Annotated in this window: 17 protein-coding genes; 9 read left to right on the top strand and 8 right to left on the bottom strand. The window is 72.3% G+C overall.

The genetic code is table 11. From position 1 onward, the window contains the following. Window positions 1-54: 54 nt before the first annotated feature. Genes FD678_RS18855 through FD678_RS18870 form a run of 4 tightly spaced genes read right to left on the bottom strand, consistent with a single transcriptional unit; the run spans window position 55 to window position 4,158 of the window. On the bottom strand, window positions 55-609 hold the full coding sequence (locus tag FD678_RS18855; protein ID WP_140727582.1) for a hypothetical protein: 555 nt from the start codon (window positions 607-609) through the stop codon (window positions 55-57). A gap of 17 nt (window positions 610-626) precedes the next feature. Further along, a complete protein-coding gene (locus FD678_RS18860) occupies window positions 627-1,319 on the bottom strand; it encodes a hypothetical protein (RefSeq protein ID WP_218569853.1) in 693 nt (230 codons plus the stop codon). A 44-nt stretch (window positions 1,320-1,363) separates the two neighbouring features. Further along, window positions 1,364-1,780: an NUDIX hydrolase gene (locus FD678_RS18865; protein ID WP_218569854.1), complete on the bottom strand. Its 417-nt coding sequence runs from the start codon at window positions 1,778-1,780 to the stop codon at window positions 1,364-1,366. Then, on the bottom strand, window positions 1,777-4,158 hold the full coding sequence (locus FD678_RS18870) for a S9 family peptidase (RefSeq protein ID WP_140727586.1): 2,382 nt from the start codon (window positions 4,156-4,158) through the stop codon (window positions 1,777-1,779). The genes FD678_RS18865 and FD678_RS18870 overlap by 4 nt, the downstream gene beginning before the upstream one ends. A gap of 331 nt (window positions 4,159-4,489) precedes the next feature. Here FD678_RS18870 and FD678_RS18875 point away from each other — a divergent pair, with 331 nt between their 5' ends. Beyond that, window positions 4,490-5,863, top strand: a complete 1,374-nt coding sequence (locus tag FD678_RS18875; protein WP_140727588.1) for a class I adenylate-forming enzyme family protein — start codon at window positions 4,490-4,492, stop codon at window positions 5,861-5,863. 27 nt (window positions 5,864-5,890) lie between these two features. On the opposite strand, the gene FD678_RS18880 is transcribed toward FD678_RS18875, so the two are convergent. Continuing rightward, window positions 5,891-6,883, bottom strand: coding sequence for a chorismate transformation enzyme, FkbO/Hyg5 family (locus FD678_RS18880; RefSeq protein ID WP_218569855.1), 993 nt, complete (start codon window positions 6,881-6,883; stop codon window positions 5,891-5,893). Between the two features lie 154 nt (window positions 6,884-7,037). Here FD678_RS18880 and FD678_RS18885 point away from each other — a divergent pair, with 154 nt between their 5' ends. The 8 genes from FD678_RS18885 to fabG all read left to right on the top strand — a co-directional run bounded on the left by FD678_RS18885 (window position 7,038) and on the right by fabG (window position 14,489). Next, window positions 7,038-7,307: a phosphopantetheine-binding protein gene (locus tag FD678_RS18885; protein WP_140727590.1), complete on the top strand. Its 270-nt coding sequence runs from the start codon at window positions 7,038-7,040 to the stop codon at window positions 7,305-7,307. After that, window positions 7,282-8,019 (top strand): hypothetical protein, encoded by a 738-nt coding sequence (locus tag FD678_RS18890; protein ID WP_218569856.1) that lies wholly within the window; start codon window positions 7,282-7,284, stop codon window positions 8,017-8,019. Before FD678_RS18885 ends, FD678_RS18890 begins: the two co-directional genes overlap by 26 nt. A gap of 21 nt (window positions 8,020-8,040) precedes the next feature. Beyond that, the gene (locus tag FD678_RS18895) at window positions 8,041-8,319 is read left to right on the top strand and encodes a hypothetical protein (protein ID WP_218569857.1); all 279 of its coding nucleotides are present in this window, start codon (window positions 8,041-8,043) and stop codon (window positions 8,317-8,319) included. Next, a complete protein-coding gene (locus FD678_RS18900; protein WP_140727594.1) occupies window positions 8,316-9,287 on the top strand; it encodes an LpxL/LpxP family acyltransferase in 972 nt (323 codons plus the stop codon). Before FD678_RS18895 ends, FD678_RS18900 begins: the two co-directional genes overlap by 4 nt. Then, entirely contained in the window at window positions 9,223-9,855 is a 633-nt protein-coding gene (locus FD678_RS18905; protein WP_218569858.1) for a LolA-related protein, read from the top strand. Before FD678_RS18900 ends, FD678_RS18905 begins: the two co-directional genes overlap by 65 nt. A 1,130-nt stretch (window positions 9,856-10,985) precedes the next feature. Further along, window positions 10,986-13,334 carry an MMPL family transporter gene (locus tag FD678_RS18910; protein WP_140727598.1) on the top strand — a complete coding sequence of 783 codons (2,349 nt, stop codon included), beginning with the start codon at window positions 10,986-10,988 and terminating at the stop codon, window positions 13,332-13,334. Continuing rightward, complete coding sequence (locus FD678_RS18915) at window positions 13,321-13,761, top strand: phosphotransferase (RefSeq protein ID WP_140727600.1); 441 nt, start codon at window positions 13,321-13,323, stop codon at window positions 13,759-13,761. Before FD678_RS18910 ends, FD678_RS18915 begins: the two co-directional genes overlap by 14 nt. Then, window positions 13,758-14,489, top strand: coding sequence for a 3-oxoacyl-ACP reductase FabG (gene fabG, locus FD678_RS18920; RefSeq protein ID WP_140727602.1), 732 nt, complete (start codon window positions 13,758-13,760; stop codon window positions 14,487-14,489). The genes FD678_RS18915 and fabG overlap by 4 nt, the downstream gene beginning before the upstream one ends. 94 nt (window positions 14,490-14,583) lie before the next feature. Here fabG and FD678_RS18925 read toward each other — a convergent pair whose 3' ends face one another. The 3 genes from FD678_RS18925 to FD678_RS18935 are packed head-to-tail and all read right to left on the bottom strand — an operon-like array spanning window position 14,584 to window position 17,373. Beyond that, window positions 14,584-15,405 carry a glycosyltransferase family 2 protein gene (locus FD678_RS18925; protein ID WP_140727604.1) on the bottom strand — a complete coding sequence of 274 codons (822 nt, stop codon included), beginning with the start codon at window positions 15,403-15,405 and terminating at the stop codon, window positions 14,584-14,586. After that, a complete protein-coding gene (locus tag FD678_RS18930; protein WP_218569859.1) occupies window positions 15,398-16,189 on the bottom strand; it encodes a beta-ketoacyl synthase chain length factor in 792 nt (263 codons plus the stop codon). Before FD678_RS18930 ends, FD678_RS18925 begins: the two co-directional genes overlap by 8 nt. After that, window positions 16,186-17,373 carry a beta-ketoacyl-[acyl-carrier-protein] synthase family protein gene (locus FD678_RS18935; RefSeq protein WP_140727606.1) on the bottom strand — a complete coding sequence of 396 codons (1,188 nt, stop codon included), beginning with the start codon at window positions 17,371-17,373 and terminating at the stop codon, window positions 16,186-16,188. Before FD678_RS18935 ends, FD678_RS18930 begins: the two co-directional genes overlap by 4 nt. Window positions 17,374-17,431 lie beyond the last annotated feature (58 nt).

Below are 17,431 nucleotides of genomic sequence, written 5' to 3' on the forward strand. Positions count from 1 at the left end.
GGGTCAAAAGGAAAGCCTCTTCGCGGCTGAAGCCGCTCCCACAAAAAGCCGCTCCTACAGGGGGCCGCGCCGGAACTCGGCGCGGATCTCCGGCCGGCACAGCTTCCAGGCGATCCAGCCGTGCAGCGCGGCGACCAGCAGCGCGCTGGCCAGGCACGACCAGAACAGGATCTGCCGCAGCGCATGGGTCATGGCCTGCAGTTCGCGCAGGTCCACGTCCGGGCCGGCCATGCCTTGCAGCAGGCCGTCGAACAGCGCATCGACCAGCGGCAGGCCGGCGAAGTTGGCCAGGGCCGCCAGCACCAGGCCGGCGATGAAGCCCTGCCGCGCCCATTCGCGCCGGCGCAGCAGGCCCCAGGAGACCCAGGCCAGCACCGCCGAGAGCAGTGCGCCGGCCAGCGACAAGCCGGCCAGGTGGGCGTCCAGCCACAGCAGCGGCGCCGGCACCGGTGTCCCGGGCGGCAGCAGGCCGGCCGCCAGGCTTGCCGAGGGCAGCGTCCAGGCCAGCAGCAGTTGCAGCAGGTTGCCGAGCACGCCGAATCCGCCCAGGGCCAGCGAGATCGCGGCCATCACCGTGACGAAGCTGCTGCGGGTGGGGGTCGTGGGCATAGACGGGGCGGGCGGTCTCAGGCGGGCAACCGGGCCAGGTGGGCATCGAGCATGGCCTGGCCCTCGGCATCGAGGCGGGCATGGATCGCCCGGTACCAAGGTGCGATCGCCGCGGGCGGCAGTTGCGCGTGCAGCAACGGCAGGCTGCGTTCCAGGAAGGTGTCGAAGAACGGCAGCCCGCGCACGTACAGGAAGTGCGAGTCGGTGATCGAAAGCGACGCATAGGCTTCGCGCAGCCATTCCAGGTGCGGCAGCGTGCGCTGCCCGTAGCCCGCCTGCTCCAGCGCCGAAATGAAATTGCCGCGCGCCAGCGCGGCGGACATCTCCCGGGTCTGCGCGTTGACCTGGTCGAACTTGGCCAGCCATGCCTCGCCGCGGCCGGGCTCGCCGCACATCACCGACACCGTGGCCAGTTGCAGCGCGTTGTGGGCGCTCGGCTCGCGCTCGAACAGTTGCAGCCAGTAATCGAACGCCTCCGGATGGCGTCCCAGCGCGCTCAACGACAGGGCGCACAGCCGGTGGGCATCGGCGCCCGCCTGCAGTTGCCGCGAGGCCAGGGCGAACGCCTGTTCGTGCCGCTCGCCCTGGAAGGCGTCCAGGGCTTCGGCCAGCGCGGGATCGATGGCTCCCTCCGCCTGGTCGGGAGCGGCCGGCGGCGCGGGCGGCGCATCGGGGCGGGCACGCCGGAACAGGCGGCTGAGGAAACCCATCGCGACGTCCTTGTGGAGTGGAGGAGGCGGGGAAGGTACCCGCTTCAGGGCACGGCGGCCAGCAGCGGCAGGATGTGCACCGCGCTCAGCGGGGCGACCGGCACCGGCCAGGGCGGCGCGGCCGGCAGCCAGGCCAGTTCGGCGATCTCGGCCTGCGCGCGCGGCGCGCGGTCGATGCGCACGAAGTACACCTCGGCGCGCACGCGCCGGCCGGCCTCGTTGACCGCGTCGTGCTCGAACTCGCCCAGGCGGCGCGCGCTGCCGGGCACGATGCCCACGTCCAGTTCCTCGCGCAATTCGCGCACCAGGGTCGCCAGCGCCTCCTCGCCCGGCTCGCGCTTGCCGCCGGGCTGGATGAAGGTGGACGAGCCGTGCTTGCGCACCAGCAGCGCGCGCCCGGCATCGTCGCCGATCAGCGCGGCGACGATGCGGATCGGGCCGATGCCGGCGGCGACGGTCACGGCGCCGGCTTCACCTGTTCCTCGAACAGCTTGAGGATGCGCTTGTACTCGTCCAGCCAGGAGTCGGCGCGGGTGAAGCCGTGGCGTTCCAGCGGGTACGGAGCGATCTCCCAGTTGTCCTTGCGCAGTTCGATCAGCTTCTGGGTCATGTCGACCGAGTCCTTGAAGAACACGTTGTCGTCGATCATGCCGTGCGCGATCAGCAGGTGCCCCTGCAGGCCCTCGGCGTAGTTGATCGGCGAGGACGCCTTGTACGCCTCCGGGTCGATGTCCGGGGTGTTGAGGATGTTGGAGGTGTACTCGTGGTTGTACTGCATCCAGTCGCCGACCGGGCGCAGCGCGGCGCCGGCCTTGAACGTGCCCGGCGCGCGGAACATCGCCATGAAGGTCATGAAGCCGCCGTAGCTGCCGCCGTAGATGCCGGCGCGGTCGCGGTCGCCCTGCTTGGTATCCACCAGCCAGTCCAGGCCGTCCAGGTAGTCCTCCAGCTCCGGGTGGCCCATGTTGCGGTAGATCGCGGTGCGCCAGGCGCGGCCGTAGCCTTCCGAGGCGCGGTAGTCCAGGTCGAGCACGATGTAGCCCTTCTGCACCAGCAGGTTGTGGAACATCTGCTCGCGGAAGTAGTTGGTGTAGCGCGCCGAGACGTTCTGCAGGTAGCCGGCGCCGTGCACGAACATCACGATCGGGTAGCGCTTGCCGGGCTCGGGCCGGGCCGGGCCGTAGTACTTGCCCCAGATGGTGCCGGCACCGTGTTTGGACGGGACCTGCACGTACTGCGGCTGGATCCACTGCCGCGCCTTGAAGGCCGGCGTGCGGGTGTCGGTCAGCACGGTGGCCTGGCCGCCGCTCGCCGGCAGCACCGCCAGTTGCGGCGGCAGGTAGGCGCCGGAGTAGCGCACCAGCAGGTGGCTGCCGTCGGGGGAAACGCTGAAATCCTCCACTCCGTCCAACGAGGTCAGCTCGCTGACCTGGTTGCTGGCCAGGTCGAGCTTGCAGACTTCGTAGTCGCCCGGCCATTTCTGGTTGCACAGGAAGTAGAAGCCGCGGCCGTCGGGCGCCACCTGCGGGGCGGAGACTTCCCACTTGCCGGAGGTGCGCTGGCGCGGCTTGCCGTTGCCTTCGATCGTGTACAGGTGCGACCAGCCGGATTCCTCCGACAGCAGCCACAGCGTGCGGTTGTCCGGCAGCCAGCCGAAATCGTTGAATTCCCAGTTGATCCAGGCATCGTCGTGCAGGCGGTGGCGCGAGGCGAGCGTGGCCTTGTCGAGGTCGACCGTGGCGATCCAGCGGTCCTTGTTGTCCACCGCGCGCAGCAGCACGGCGACGTTGCGGCCGTCGGCGCTCCAATGGATCGCCGGATCGCCGCCGAAGCCTTCGACGCCCACGCGCACCGCGCGATCGCCCTTGAGCGGCTCCTTGCCGGCGGCCTTGCGCAGCTTGGCCAGCGGGTCGGTGGCGATGCCCGGCAGGCCGTCGTAGCCCAGCTTGCTGGCCTTGCCGGTGGCCGCGTCGACCAGCCACAGCGCCTGCGGCACCGGCGGGTTGCGCCCGACCCGGGTGCGCACTTCCTGGAACTCCTCGTAGCCGGACTCGGTGACGTACTTGGGCATCTTGCCGGCCTGGCCCTCGTCGGCGCCCTTGGCCTGGGTGACGACCAGCAGGTGGCGGCCGTCGGGCGAGAGCGCGCTGTCGACGATCTCCACGTCCTCGCCGAGGTAGACCGGGCCCGGCGCGCGGGTCGGGTCGGCCTTGCGCCAGGCGTCCTCCTGCTGCTTGAGCGCCTCGCGCTGGGCGCGGTCGTTGCGCAGCGTCGCCAGCGTCGCCAGCTGCTGCTCGCGCAGCACGTCGGGCTTGGGATCGGCACCGGGGTCGCGCGCGGCCTTGAGCACCGCGACCTGCGCGGTGCCGCCGCCCGGCGTCCAGCGGTACCAATCGTTGCCGGCGCGCCAGGTGACGCTGCCGTCGCTGGCGAAGCGCGGGCGCGACTCCGCCTCGTTGCTGCGGGTCAGCTGGGTCAGCGCGCCGCTGCGCAGGTCGCGCAGGAAGACGTCGCCGTTGCGCATGAACAGCATGCGCTGGCGCTGGGCGTCGTAGACCGGGTCGTCGGCGTCGAGCGTGGCGCGCGCCTCGTCGCCGACGCGCGCGGCCGCGCCGCGGCCGTCGATGGACTGGCGGAAGGTGTCGCGCACCGGGCTGCCGTCGCGCTTGAGCAGGTATTCGACCTGGCGGCCGTCCCAAGACCACCACGCCTTCTCGACCGGCGGCCCGATCCAGTCCGGGTCGGCCATCGTCTGTTCGATGGTCAGCGGCGCCGAAGGCGCCTGGGCGGAGGCGGTGGCGACGAACAGCAGCAGGGACAGGGGCAGGAATCTGGGCATGGCAGGCAGCGGCAAGGAAAACCGGACAAGCCTAGCAGTCCCCCTGCGTCCGCCGGCTGGGCCACAGGTCATGGCCGGCTTGCCAGCGCGGCCGGGCTTCGGCCATTGTGGCGGCCGTTATCCCGTCCCGGCCCAGGTTCGGACGCCGCAGCCACAGCCCCTCTCCCGCCGGGAAAGGGGTTGGAATGAGGGTAGGGGTGGAACCCTCGGTGCTCGGTGCACGAGGCTCCGCCGGTACCCTCAATCGCCCCTCCGGGGCACCTTCTCCCGGGGGAGGAGGGAACGGCGGCGGCATGCCGAGCAGGTCATTTCGTCCTGGATTTCCGTTCCCATGTCCGCAGTTCTCGAAAGCGCCAGCCCTTCCGCACCGACGCTGACCCTGGGCAGCGGCGATCCCGGCCGGATCCTGGTCTACGACGGCGCCACCGCGATCGACCTGGCGCAGTTCCATGCGCATGTGCGCGGCGTGGCGGCCTGGCTGCCGGCCGGCAGCCACGCGGTCAACCTGTGCGAGGACCGCTACCGCTTCCTGGTCGCGCTGTGCGCGGTGGCGCTGCGCGGGCAGACCACGCTGCTGCCGCCGTCGCGCGCCTCGGCGGTGGTGGAGGACGTGATGCAGCGCCACGCCGGCGCCTATGCGCTCGGCGACGAGGTGCTGGAGGGCGGGCCGGCGCGCTACCACCGCCTGCCGGACGCGTTGCCGCAGGCCTCGGGCGAGCCCCCCCGGGTGCCGGCCGGTGCGGTGGCGGTGATCGGCTTCACCTCCGGCAGCACCGGCCAGCCCAAGCCGTATCCCAAGACCTGGGCGCAGTTCCGCGACGGCTGCGGCCAGAACCTGCAGGCGCTGCGCCATCTGTGGGCCGGCACGCCGCCGGCGGTGCTGGCGACCGTGCCGCCGCAGCACATGTACGGGATGGAGATGTCGGTGATCCTGCCGCTGCTGGGCGGCCTCGCCGTCGCCAACGGGCGCCCGCTGTTCCCGCAGGACGTGGCGAACGCCCTTGCGGCGCTGCCGCGCCCGCGGCTGCTGGTCACCACGCCGGTGCACCTGCGCACGCTGGTGGCCGCGCAGGTCGCGATGCCGCCGGTGGACGGGATGGTCTCGGCCACCGCGCCGCTGCCGCAGGACCTGGCGCGGCAGGCCGAAGAACGGTTCGGCGGGCCGATGTGCGAGGTGTTCGGTTCGACCGAGACCTGCATCTTCGCGCGCCGCCGGACCGCGCTGGAGACCGCATGGACCCCGCTGCCGGGCGTGCGCCTGACGCCGCAGCCGGACGGCACGCTGGTGCATGCGCCGCAGCTGCCGCAACCGGTGGCGCTGGCGGACTTGATGGAGATCCACGCCGACGGGCGTTTCGAGGTCAAGGGCCGGCAGGCCGACCTGCTCGACATCGCCGGCAAGCGTGCCTCGCTGGGCGATCTCACCCGCCGCCTGCTGGCGGTGCCCGGGGTGCAGGACGGGGTGATGGTGCAGCTGGAAACGCCGGACGAGATCGGCGTGCGCCGCATCGCCGCGGTCGTGGTGGCGCCGGCGCTGGACGAGGCCGGCCTGCTGGCCGCGCTGCGGCAGGCGATGGACCCGGTGTTCCTGCCGCGCCGGCTGCGCTTCGTCGAGCGCCTGCCGCGCAACGAGACCGGCAAGGTGCCGCGGGACCGGGTGCTTGCGCTGTTGGAGCCGGGGCCCGGAAAAGCGTCCTCTCCCTGAACGTTCTGTCCGGGTCCCGATCCCGGTTCACCCATGCACGCCGTCGATCTCGACCATCAGGTCGCGGCGGCAGACCACGGCGTTCAGCAGGATCCGCGGCACCGCATTGCCGAGGCGTTCCTCGAGCGCGCGCTCGATCGCCGGCAGGTCCTCCGCGCGGGTCACGTAGACCTTGAGGCGGGCGCCGGGGCCGATCGCTTCCGGCAGCGCCGGCGAGCGCGTCCGCGCGGTGCCGATCAGCGCGTCGAAGTTGGCGAAGATCTCGCCGAATTGCGCCAGCAACTGGCCGCCATGGCGCGTCTCGTGCCCGACCACGCTGGCGGTGCCGGACAGCAGCAGCGGCATCGCCGCGCCGGCCGGCGGCAGCATCGCGCGGGCGAAGCTCGGCGATTGCGGTCCGTACTGGCGCGGGTAGTGGTAGGCGCTGACCTGGCGCGGGTTCTCCAGCGGCGTGCCCGGCTCGCGCGCGGACAGCCAGTACACCTGCAGCGTGCGCACCCCGTCGGTGCGGCCGATCGCGGTCGCCGCCGGCAGCCGGCCGGTATCGATCGCGCCGATGCCGCGGGCGCGGCCGACGCAGAAATGCCGGTAGCGCTCGTCGTCCCCCTCGCCTTCGACGATGGCGTCCAGGTAGTTCCAGATCCGCAGCAGGTGCGGCTTGGGATGGCCGTTCAGGTGCTCGCCCAGGCGCCGGTAGGCGTACTCGGCGGCGCCGGCGATGCCGCCGTGGGCGGCCTCGTCGACCTGCAGCGCGCCGAACGCCAGCGCTTCGCCCTCGGCCCAGGCCAGGTCGCCGTCGCGGCCCCGGCGGACCGGGCCCGGGCTGCGCCAGACCTCCAGCCGTTCACGGCCGTGAAGCCGCAGGCCGACCTGCAGGTAGCGGGGATCGTCGCTGGGGGGCGCCGCGGCACCGGCGCGGAAGCCGAACACCGCCAGGACGCGCGGATCGGCAAGCAGGGCGGGCAGTTCGGCGGGATCGGCGTAGTCCACGGACAGCGCGTGAGCGTTGGAACCGTTCACGAACGCCACCCGGAAAAACGGCGGCTGGACATCATGTGTTCACTGCGGAGTGATTGCGAAGCGGGCATGATAGCCCGGCACGGTCGGGGGGCCGGCTTGCCTGAGGGCGCGCAATCCCGGATCGTTGCGCCCTTTGCCCCTACGGAAGTACCTAATGTCGCAACAGAACGACGCCGAACGCGCGCTCGCCGAGCTCCTCGTGGAAAGCCTGAACCTGGAAGGCGTGGAGCCTGCCTCGATCGATCCCGAAGCACCGCTGTTCAACACCGGCCTCGGCCTGGACTCGATCGATGCGCTGGAACTGGCCCTGGCGATCGGCAAGCAGTACGGCGTCCAGCTGCGTTCGGACAGCGAGGGCAACCGGCGCGTGTTCGCCTCGTTGAGGACGCTGTCGGCGTATGTCGAGTCGCATCGCACCCGCTGAAGCGCCGCATCCGGAGGACACCGGCCTGGCGCTGGGCCTGCGGATGCTGCTGCTGCTGGCCTATCCGGTGCTGTCGCACCTGGCCAGCCTGCGCGACGACGGCCGCTGGTCGGCGCTGGCGCTGGCCAGCCTGGTCCTGCTGATGCTGCTGGGGCCGCTGCTGCACCGCCGGCTGTGGGCGCTGGGCGCGCTGGCGGCGGCGCTGGCCGGCCTGTACGCCCTGGCCGGCTCGCGCTTCGCCTGGATGACGCTGCTGGCGCCGCCGGTGCTGTTCACCCTGGTGGTGGCCTGGGGCTTCGCGCGCACGCTGCGGCGCGGGCAGGTGCCGTTGATCACGCGGATCGTGCGGGCGCTGCACGAGCAGGCGCGCATGCCGATGCCGGAGGCGACCGAGCGCTACACGCGCCGGCTGACCGCGGCCTGGGCGCTGCTGCTGGCGACGCTGGCGGCGATCAACCTGGCGCTGGCGCTGATCGCCGCGCCCGACGGCGTGCTGTGGTCCCTGGGCGTGCGGTCGCGCTGGGCCATCACCCATGCGCAGTGGTCGTGGTTCGCCAACCTGGCGTGCTGGGGCCTGATCGGCGGCTTCGCCGCGGTGGAATACGCGGTGCGCCAGCGCCGCGTCGAGGAACATCCGTACCGCACGCCGGTCCAGTTCGTGCGCCAGCTGATGCAGCTGGGCCCGGCGTTCTGGCGCGAGCTGTTGCGCTGAGCGGCCGCGATGCGATTCCGCGTGCCTTCCGACCATCCCTGCCTGCCCGGGCATTTCCCGGGCAATCCGGTCGTGCCCGGCGTGGTGATCCTCGACGAAGTGGTGGCGCTGGTCGCCGACCGGCTCGGCCATGCGCCGGCGGCGCTGCAACTGGCGCAGGTGAAGTTCGTGCAGCCGCTGCTGCCGGAGCAGGAAGCCACGATCGAGCTGCAGGGCGAGGCGCCGCAGTGGCGATTCGCGGTGCGCCACGGCGAGCGCGTGCTCGCCAGCGGCAGCGTGCGCGTGCAGGCACAGGCATGAGCGGCGACTGGAAGCAGCGCCCGGAAGGCGGCGGCCGTTTCGCGATCGGCCTGATCGTCGCGATCGCGCGGCGCTGCGGACGGCGCGCCACGCGCCTGCTGCTGTATCCGATCACCGCCTACTTCCTGCTGGTGCGGGGGCCGGAGCGTGCCGCCTCGCGCGCCTACCTGGCGCGCGCGCTGGGACGGCCGGCGACGCTGGCCGACGTGGCGCGCCACATCCACACCTTCGCCTCGACGATCCTGGACCGCGTGTTCCTGCTCGGCGGGCGGACCGACCTGTTCGACATCGACGTGCGCGGCGCCGAGACGCTGCTGGACGCGCTTGCGCGCGGCCGCGGCGTGCTGCTGGTCGGCTCGCACCTGGGCAGCTTCGACGCGTTGCGCGTGCTCAAGCGCCTGCGCGGCGACATCGCCTTGCGCGTCGTGCTCGATCGCAAGCACAACCCCGCGATCAGCCAGGCCCTGGACGCGCTCGATCCCGCGCTGGCCGCCGGCATCATCGACGCCGGGCAGGACGGCGCCAGCGTGGCGCTGGCGATCAAGCAGGCGGTCGACGAGGGCGCGCTGGTGGCGATGCTGGCCGATCGCGCCCAGCCCGGCGAGCCGGCGCTGTGGCTGCCGTTCCTCGGCAAGGCCGCGCCGCTGCCGACCACGCCCTGGCTGATCGCCGCCACGCTCGGCGTGCCGGTGATGCTGGCGTTCGGCGTGTACCGCGGCGGCAATCGCTACGAGCTCTCGTTCGAGCCGTTCTGCGACGCCCTGTCGCTGCCGCGCGAGCGCCGCGCCGAGCGCCTGGCCGAAGTGATGCGCCGCTATGCGGCCGTGCTGCAGGCGCGCGCGCTCGATGCGCCGTTCAACTGGTTCAACTTCTACGACTATTGGCAAGACGATGGTTCGACCGATGCGCCGCCTGTTCACGCCGATGCTGATCTGCGCCGCCGCACCGCTGCCCGCCGCAGCGGCTGACGGCGCCGACGCGAGCGCGATCGTGCATGCGCTCGCGCGGCCCGCGCCGAGCGCGACCGCGTTCGTCGAACTGCGCGGCTCGGCGTTGCTCAAGCAGCCGCTGCGGGTGAGCGGCGAGTACCGCCGGCCCGATGCCGACACGCTGGTGCGCGAGGTGCGCGCGCCCTACCACGAGACCACCACGATCCGGGGCGGCCAGGCCACGATCGAGCGCGACGGCAAGCCGGCGCAGCGCTTCGACCTGGCGCGGGTGCCGGAGCTGGCGGGATTGCAGGCCAGCTTCAGCGCGTTGCTGGCCGGCGACGCGGATGCGTTGCAGCGCCAGTACCGGGTGCAGGCGACGGGTGGCGCGCACGGGTGGACGCTGACGCTGCAACCGCAGGACGCCGCGCTCGCCAGGCGCGTGCGCCAGGTGGCGCTGCACGGGGCCGGCGACGAATTGCGTTGCATCGAGACCACGCCGGCGCGCGGCGAGGTGCAACGCACCTTGCTGGGCGGCGCTGCGCTGGCGGCGCCGCCGTCGCTGGATGCGGGGGCATTGCGGGCGTTGTGCGGGAGTGGTGGCTGAGTGGCGGCGGGACTGGAAGCCTTGCTGGCGCGCGGGCGGGGACGCAGTGCCTTTTCCCTTCTCCCTTTGGGACAGGGTGTGGAGCAAGGTGCCTCGAAGGGGCGGATGGGGATACGGACGAAGCCTCATGGCCACCGTCATCCCCGCGCAGGCGGGGACCCAGTGTCTTTCCCGCTTTGGGTCCGACCTGCGCGATCCCTCTACCGTCATTCCCGCGAAAGCGGGAATCCAGCGACTTTTCCGTCCTCTACCCGACCCACGTTGTCTTTCTACCGTCGTCCCCGCGCAGGCGGGGACCCAGTGCCTTTCTCATTCCGTATCCGACCAACGCCATCTCTCTATCGTCATTCCCGCGAAAGCGGGAATCCAGCGACTTTTCCGTCCTCTACCCGACCCACGTTATCTTTCTACCGTCGTCCCCGCGCAGGCGGGGACCCAGTGTCTTTCCCATTCCGTATCCGACCAACGCCATCTCTCTATCGTCATTCCCGCGAAAGCGGGAATCCAGCGACTTTTCCGTCCTCTACCCGACCCACGTTGTCTTTCTACCGTCGTCCCCGCGCAGGCGGGGACCCAGTGTCTTTCCCATTCCGTATCCGACCAACGCCATCCCTCTATCGTCATTCCCGCGAAAGCGGGAATCCATGGACGTTGCTGTTGGGGCCTTTGGCGAGAAAGGCAAAAGCTTTCGCCTTTGGCGAGCCACTTTTCTTTGCTTGTGCACGCGCGCTGCAGGAGCAGCGCCGCACGGCGAAGCCGCCCCAAGGGCGCGGCACAGGGATGTGCCGCGTAAAGAAAAGTAACCAAAAGAAAGCACACCCCGCCTGCGCGCCCGCAGCTTTGCTGCGGGTCCGCGAAGCCGGCGGGATTTTTCGACGCGACTTGCCCGCTACGCGGCCGAGTCCGGGGCATTCGCCGCGCGGCGAATGCCCGCCCGCCGGGGCGAAGCGGTGCTTCGCCTTTTTCCGGCGAGCCCATGCACGTCGCCCTTCGAGTTTTTTCCATCGCCTCCGCCGCTTCGGAGGGGCCCGCGCCTCAGTGGCATTCGTAGGCCACGGAGGTTGGCGCGCCGCCGCGCGAGGAGGCGTTGCCCGATCGGGGGCAAAATCACGAGCAACAGCGGTGGCACCATGCGATCCGGCCTGACTTCGTTGCAGCGCACCTCGCTGGCGTTGCTGTGGCTTGTGCTGCTTGGCGTGCTCGGGTGGTGGCTCGGTACGCGGCTGTCGCTGTCGGGCGATCTGCGCAAGTTCATGCCCGAGGCGCGTACGCCGGCGCAGAAGCTGTTGATCGACGAGCTCGGCGAAGGCCCGGGTTCGCGCCTGTTGCTGTTGGCGCTGTCCGGCGCTTCGCCCGACGTACTGGCCGGTCAGTCGCGTGCGCTGCGCACCGCGCTGCAGGCGCAGCCGCTGTTCGTCGGGGTGTCCAACGGCGAAACGCCCGGGCTGGATGCGATCCCCGAGGCGCTGCTGGCCTATCGCTACCTGCTGGCGCCGGCGCCGCAGCCGGGCGATTTCTCCGCCGCCGTATTGCGCGAGGCCTTGCAAGCACGCGTGCAGGACCTGGCATCGCCGGCGGGCGACTTGGTCGAGCCGTTGCTCGGGCGCGACCCGACCCTGCAGACGCTCAAGGTCGCGCAGGCGCTGCAGCCGGCACGGCAGCCGCAGCAGGTCGATGGGGTGTGGTTCGACCGCGCCAGCCGCCAGGCCTTGCTGCTGGTGCAGACGCGTGCGCCCGGGTTCGATCCGAGCGGGCAGGCCGAGGCGGTGCAGGCGATCCGGCAGGCGTTCGCCGGGATCTCGGCCGGGACCGGCAGCCGCCTGGAGATGACCGGCCCGGGCGCGTTCGCGGTGAAGATCAGCGAGCGCACCAGCAGCGAGGCCGGCACGATCGGCACGCTCGACACGGTCGGCATGATCCTGCTGCTGCTGCTCGCCTATCGCAGCTGGAAGGCGCCGTTGCTCGGCTTCCTGCCGCTGGCCAGCGCGGGACTGGCCGGGCTGGCCGCGGTGGCGGCGCTGTTCGACGGCGTGCACGGCATCACCATCGCGTTCGGCTTCACGTTGATCGGCGTGGTGCAGGACTATCCGGTGCATTTCCTCAGCCACCAGCGCCCCGGGCAATCGGCGTGGAGCAACGTGCGCCAGTTGTGGCCGACGCTGGGCACCGGCGTGGCGTCCACGTGCATCGCCTACCTGACCTTCCTGTTCTCCGGCGTGGACGGCCTGCGCCAGCTGGCGGTGTTCACGATCGCCGCGCTGGCCGCCGCCGCGCTGGCGACGCGGTTCCTGCTGCCGGCGCTGGTCGACCCGGCGCGCCGCGACCTCGCCGATTCGGCGCGGTTGTCGCGGTTGTGGACGCGGATCGAACGGCTGCCGCGCCCGCGCTGGTCGTTGCTGGCGCTGGCGCTCGTCGCGGTGGCGCTGGCATGGCGCGCGCCGCAGCCGTTCTGGGAGAACGACCTGTCCAGGCTGACCCCGGTCGATCGCGCCGACCTGCTGCGCGACGAACGACTGCGCGGCGAACTGGGCGCGCCCGACGTGCGCTACGTGCTGGCCCTGCGCGGTGCGGACGCCGAACGCGCATTGGTCGCCTCCGAGCGCCTGCGGCCGTGGCTGGACCGGGAAGTGGCCGCCGGCCGGCTCGGCGGCTACGACATGGCCGCGCGCTACCTGCCGAGCGCGGCCACGCAACGGGCGCGCCAGGCGGCGTTGCCGGCGCCGGACATGCTGCGCGCGGCGCTCGCGCAGGCGGTGGCCGACTCGCCCTTCCGCGCCGATGCGTTCGAGGATTTCCTGGCCGACGTCGAGCGCGCCCGTACCGCGCCGCCGCTGCGCGCGCAGGACTTCGCGCGGACGCCGTTGGCGAGCGTGATCGACGGCCTGCTGCTGCGCTCGGGCGACCACGCCACCGCGCTGGTGTCGCTGGGCACGCTGTCCGATCCGGCGGCGCTGGCGGCGCTGGCCGCGCGGCATGGCGCCGAACTCATCGACCTGAAGCAGGCCTCCGAATCGCTGGTGGCCGCCTACCGCGTGCGGTTGCTGCTCGCGCTCGGCGTCGCCGCGCTGTTGCTGGTGGCGACGGTGTGGATCGCGCTGCGCTCGCCGCGCCGGGTGGCGCGGGTGCTGCTGCCGATGGCGCTGACCACGCTGCTCACGCTGGCGGTGTTGCGCACCGCCGGGGTGGAGCTGAACCTGTTCCACCTGATCGGGCTGATCCTCGGCGCCGGGCTCGGGCTGGACTACGGCCTGTTCTTCGAGCACGCCGGCGACGGCCGCGCCGACCAGCTGCGCACGCTGCACGGGCTGGTCGTGTGCAGCGTGATGACGCTGGTGGTGTTCGCGCTGCTGGGATGGTCGTCGATCCCCGTGCTGCGCGCGATCGGCACCACCGTCGCGCTGGGCGTGGTCGGCAATTTCGTGCTGGCGCTGCTGGTGTCGCGGCATCCGGCCAAGGAGATCGAAGATGCTCGGGCGTGATCGCATCCTGGCGCTGGTGCCGCATGCCGGCGCGATGTGCCTGTGGGACGAGGTGCGCGCGTGGGACGCGCGGCGCATCGTGCTGGCCGCGCGCAACCACCGCGACCGCGCGCACCCGCTGCGGCGCGCCGGGCGGCTCTCGGCGGTGCACCTGTGCGAGTACGGCGCGCAGGCGATGGCGGTGCACGGCGGCCTGCTGGGGCAGGAACACGGCCGCGCGCCGCGCCCGGGCATGCTGGTGTCGCTGCGCGGCGTGGAACTGCATGCCTCCCGCATCGACGACCTCGAAGGCGAGTTGCTCGGCGAGGCCGAGCAGCTCGTCGCCAGCGAGGACGGCCAGCAATACCTGTTCCGCATCCACCACGAAGGACGGCTGCTCGCCGAGGGGCGCGCGGCGGTGATCCTGCAACCGGAGAACCCACGATGAACCAGACGACCCGGCGCGCGCTCGTCACGGGCGGCAGCGGCGACATCGGCGGCGCGATCTGCCGGCGGCTCGCCGCCGACGGCCTGGAGGTGATCGTGCATGCCAACGGCAATCTCGCCCGCGCGCAGGCCCTGGCCGGGGAGATCGCGGCCGCTGGCGGTCGCGCGCACGCGGTGGCGTTCGACGTGGCCGACGCGGCCGCCAGCGCCGCGGCGATCGAGGCGCTGCTGCAGGGCGGGCCGGTCCAGGTGGTCGTCAACAACGCCGGCATCCACGACGACGCGCCGATGGCGGGCATGGGCGAGGCGCAGTGGAAGCGGGTGATCGACGTGTCGCTGCACGGCTTCTTCCATGTCACCCAGCCGCTGTTGCTGCCGATGGCGCGCACGCGCTGGGGGCGCATCGTCAGCGTTTCCAGCGTGGCGGCGGTGCTGGGCAATCGCGGGCAGACCAACTACGCGGCGGCCAAGGCCGCGTTGCACGGCGCGTCGAAATCGCTGGCGCGCGAGATGGCCAGCCGCGGCGTCACGGTCAACGTGGTCGCGCCCGGGGTGATCGAGGGCGCGATGGCGGCACAGGCGTTCGCGCCGGAGGCGATCAAGCAGATGGTGCCGGCGGGCCGGGCCGGCCGGCCGGAGGAAGTGGCGGCGCTGGTGGGCTTCCTGTGCTCCGACCTGGCCGGATACGTCAACGGCCAGGTGATCGGCGTCAACGGCGGGATGGGATGAGGCGCCTTGGCGGGGGCCTGCCTGCGGAGGCTCCCACCGCTGCGGGAGGGACTTCGGTCCCGCGGCCTTGCCGGCATCGCAATCGCGGCGAACCTCAGCCGCGATGCTCCTTGGCCTGGATCCCGATGTCCTGCCGCTCTTCGCCGAGATCGTCGATGCGGGCCGGCGTGTCGCGGGTGAGCCGGTAGCGGGCGCCGACGTGGCCATAGGCGATCACCTGCCCGACCACGTGCGAGGTGATGCGGTACAGGTCGCGCAGGGGACGGAAGTGGCTGCGGCGGAACTGCGCCTGGGCCGCGGCCTGCCCATAGCGGGTCTCGATCGGCACCGACACCACGCCCAGGCCGAGCTCGCGCGCGGCCGAGATCAGCAGCTGCGCTTCGAACACGAAGTCCTCGCCCGGGATGTCGCCGAGCCGGCACACGTCGGCCGGGTAGTAGCGCTGGCCGCTCTGGCTGTCGGCGATGCGGAACCCGCAGGCCCAGCCGATGCCCCAGTCGCCGAAGGCGTTGGCCATGCGGCGGTGGCGCGGTTGCTGGGCGCGTTGGCGCAGGCGCGCGCCGATCACGATGCAGCGCGGATGCCGGATCGCCGCCTGCAGCAGCCGCGGCAGGTCGGCCGGATCGTGCTGGCCGTCGCCGTCCATGGTCAGCACGCCCGCGCAGCCGCGCCGCATCGCCTCGGCGAATCCGCTGCGCAGCGCCGCGCCCTTGCCGCGCCGCCGCGGATGCCGCAGCAACGTGACCGGCAGGCCTTCCAGCTGCGCCACGGTGGCGTCCTCGGAGCCGTCGTCGACCACGATCACCTGGGGCATCTGCGCGAGCGCCCCTTGCACGACCTCGCGGATGCGCAGCGCCTCGTTGAAGGCGGGGATCACCACCGCCACGGTGTCGCGGGCGGGCGTGGGCTCAGTCATATGCCAGGTCCAGGGCCAGTACCCGGCCGGGGCCGGCATGCAGGCGTGCCTGCGGCCGCCGCAGCGCCAGCGCGTCGAACAGCGGCAGCATCGTCGCCATGATGTTGCCCGCCGCGAACGCGGCGAGCGGGCCGGGCGCGGCGTCGGCTTCGCCGTCCTGCCACTGCACGTGCAGGCGCGGGCCTTCGCCGTCGCGGGCCAGTACCAGCGCGCCGCCGAGCAGGCCGTCGCTGAGCGCCATCTCGCCGAGCGGGCCGCTGCCGCCGCCGTCGTAGCCGGCCAGCAGCACCGCGTCGGCGCCCGCGTGCAGCTGCACCAGCGCTTCGAGCAGGCCCTGCGCGAAGCTGGCGCGGTAGGCGCTGATCGCCGTGGCCGGCAGGGTCGCGCCGGTGCCGATGGTCCAGTAGCCGGCCGCGGCGTTGTGCACCGAGTTGTGGAAGCGCGTCGGCGACAGCGCCAGCGGTTCGGCCGCCAGCGTCGCCGCCATGTAGTCGGTGATCGCCAGGTCGCCGTGGCTGGAAGCGAACACCGACGGCAGCGAGGCCGGATCGCGCCCGGCCGCCTGGCAGGCCGCCAGGGCCACCTCCAGCGCCACCGCCACGGTCTCCGGCGCGCGCCGGCGCTCGTTCGGCGGCAGCAACTGCGGCGAGGGTCGGGCGGGGGCGTCCGCCGGCGCGGGTTCGCCGCGGGCGAAGGCGCACGCGGCGGCCCAGTCCGGCAAGCCGCGCGTCCAGAAACCGACGCCGGCGACGGTGGCCTGCAGCAGCGAGGCGGGCCGGCTCATGCGCGGCCGAACAACAACGTGCAGTTGTTGCCCCCGAAGCCGAACGAATTGTTCATCGCATGGTCGATCCGGCGCGCGGCCGGGGCGAAGCGGATCTGAGGGCCGCAGGCCGGGTCCGGCTGCTCGCTGTTGAGCGTGCCCGGCAGTTCGCCGTCGCGCAGCGCCAGCAGCGCGAATACCGATTCGACGATGCCGGCGGCACCGAGCGTATGCCCGGTCCAGGCCTTGGTCGAACTGGCGTGCAGCGTATCCGGGAACAGCGCGGCGACCGCGGCCGCCTCCACGCTGTCGTTGGCCGGCGTGGCGGTGCCGTGCAGGTTCAGGTAGCCGACCTGCGCCGCCTCGACGCCGCCGCGCGCCAGCGCCTCGGCCATCGCCAGGCGCGCGCCCAGGCCTTCCGGATGCGGGGCGGACATGTGGTGCGCGTCGCTGGACTCGCCGTAGCCGCACAGGTGGGCCAGCGCCTCGCCATCGCGTTCCAGCAGCGCGAAGCCGCCAGCCTCGCCGAGCGACAGCCCGACCCGGCGCGCGTCGAACGGCCGGCATGGATCCGGCGCGACCAGCTGCAGCGAGTTGAACCCGAACAGCACGCTGCCGCACAGCGTATCCACGCCGCCGACCAGCGCCGCGTCGGCCAGCCCGGCCTGGATCAGCCGCGCCGCCTGCGCGAATACCTTGGCGCTGGACGAGCAGGCGGTCGCCACCGTCGCCGCCGGCCCGCGCACGCCCGTGGCGGCCTGCACGAACATGCCCAGCGAGTGCGGCGTGTGCAGCGCCGGCCGGGCCAGGTCGGCCGGGAAATGCGGCGTGCCCTCGCGGTCCGGCTCCAGGCGCGCATAGGCCTCTTCGGTCGCCCCGATGCTGGAGGTCGAGGTGCCCAGCACCAGCGCCACGCGATCGGCGCCGTGGCGGGCGAGCGCCGCCTGCAGCCGCACCCGCAGGTCGTCCTGCTGCAGCGCCAGCCAGGCCAGGCGGTTGTTGCGGCAGTCCCATTCGGCCAGCGCATCGGGCAGGCGCAGTTCTTCCAGGCCGTCGACCCGGCCGATCCAGCAAGGCAGCGGTTGCGTGCCGAAATCGTTGGGTCGCAATCCGCTGCGCCGTTCCCGCAGGCCTCGTGCCTGCGCCTGGAGTCCCGCCCCCAGCGCCGTGGTGGCGGTGAAGGCGGTGATGGGGAGGGGGACCATGCGGGTCGGCGACAGCGCTGGGTTCACTCGTGGCTCGCGTCGGAAAAGCTGGCGGGGA

The organism is Pseudomonas sp. Hp2, assembly GCF_006386585.1.
GTDB lineage: Bacteria > Pseudomonadota > Gammaproteobacteria > Xanthomonadales > Xanthomonadaceae > Pseudomonas_S > Pseudomonas_S boreopolis.

Excerpts from the sequence above, each read along its gene's own strand:
- fabG (WP_140727602.1), top strand. The coding sequence starts at position 13,758 with ATGAACCAGACGACCCGGCGCGCGCTCGTCACGGGCGGCAGCGGCGAC.
- FD678_RS18915 (WP_140727600.1), top strand. The coding sequence starts at position 13,321 with ATGCTCGGGCGTGATCGCATCCTGGCGCTGGTGCCGCATGCCGGCGCG.
- FD678_RS18925 (WP_140727604.1), bottom strand. The coding sequence starts at position 15,405 with ATGACTGAGCCCACGCCCGCCCGCGACACCGTGGCGGTGGTGATCCCC.
- FD678_RS18890 (WP_218569856.1), top strand. The coding sequence starts at position 7,282 with ATGTCGAGTCGCATCGCACCCGCTGAAGCGCCGCATCCGGAGGACACC.
- FD678_RS18905 (WP_218569858.1), top strand. The coding sequence starts at position 9,223 with ATGCGCCGCCTGTTCACGCCGATGCTGATCTGCGCCGCCGCACCGCTG.
- FD678_RS18855 (WP_140727582.1), bottom strand. The coding sequence starts at position 609 with ATGCCCACGACCCCCACCCGCAGCAGCTTCGTCACGGTGATGGCCGCG.
- FD678_RS18900 (WP_140727594.1), top strand. The coding sequence starts at position 8,316 with ATGAGCGGCGACTGGAAGCAGCGCCCGGAAGGCGGCGGCCGTTTCGCG.
- FD678_RS18910 (WP_140727598.1), top strand. The coding sequence starts at position 10,986 with ATGCGATCCGGCCTGACTTCGTTGCAGCGCACCTCGCTGGCGTTGCTG.
- FD678_RS18885 (WP_140727590.1), top strand. The coding sequence starts at position 7,038 with ATGTCGCAACAGAACGACGCCGAACGCGCGCTCGCCGAGCTCCTCGTG.
- FD678_RS18870 (WP_140727586.1), bottom strand. The coding sequence starts at position 4,158 with ATGCCCAGATTCCTGCCCCTGTCCCTGCTGCTGTTCGTCGCCACCGCC.
- FD678_RS18860 (WP_218569853.1), bottom strand. The coding sequence starts at position 1,319 with ATGGGTTTCCTCAGCCGCCTGTTCCGGCGTGCCCGCCCCGATGCGCCG.
- FD678_RS18875 (WP_140727588.1), top strand. The coding sequence starts at position 4,490 with ATGTCCGCAGTTCTCGAAAGCGCCAGCCCTTCCGCACCGACGCTGACC.
- FD678_RS18935 (WP_140727606.1), bottom strand. The coding sequence starts at position 17,373 with ATGGTCCCCCTCCCCATCACCGCCTTCACCGCCACCACGGCGCTGGGG.
- FD678_RS18930 (WP_218569859.1), bottom strand. The coding sequence starts at position 16,189 with ATGAGCCGGCCCGCCTCGCTGCTGCAGGCCACCGTCGCCGGCGTCGGT.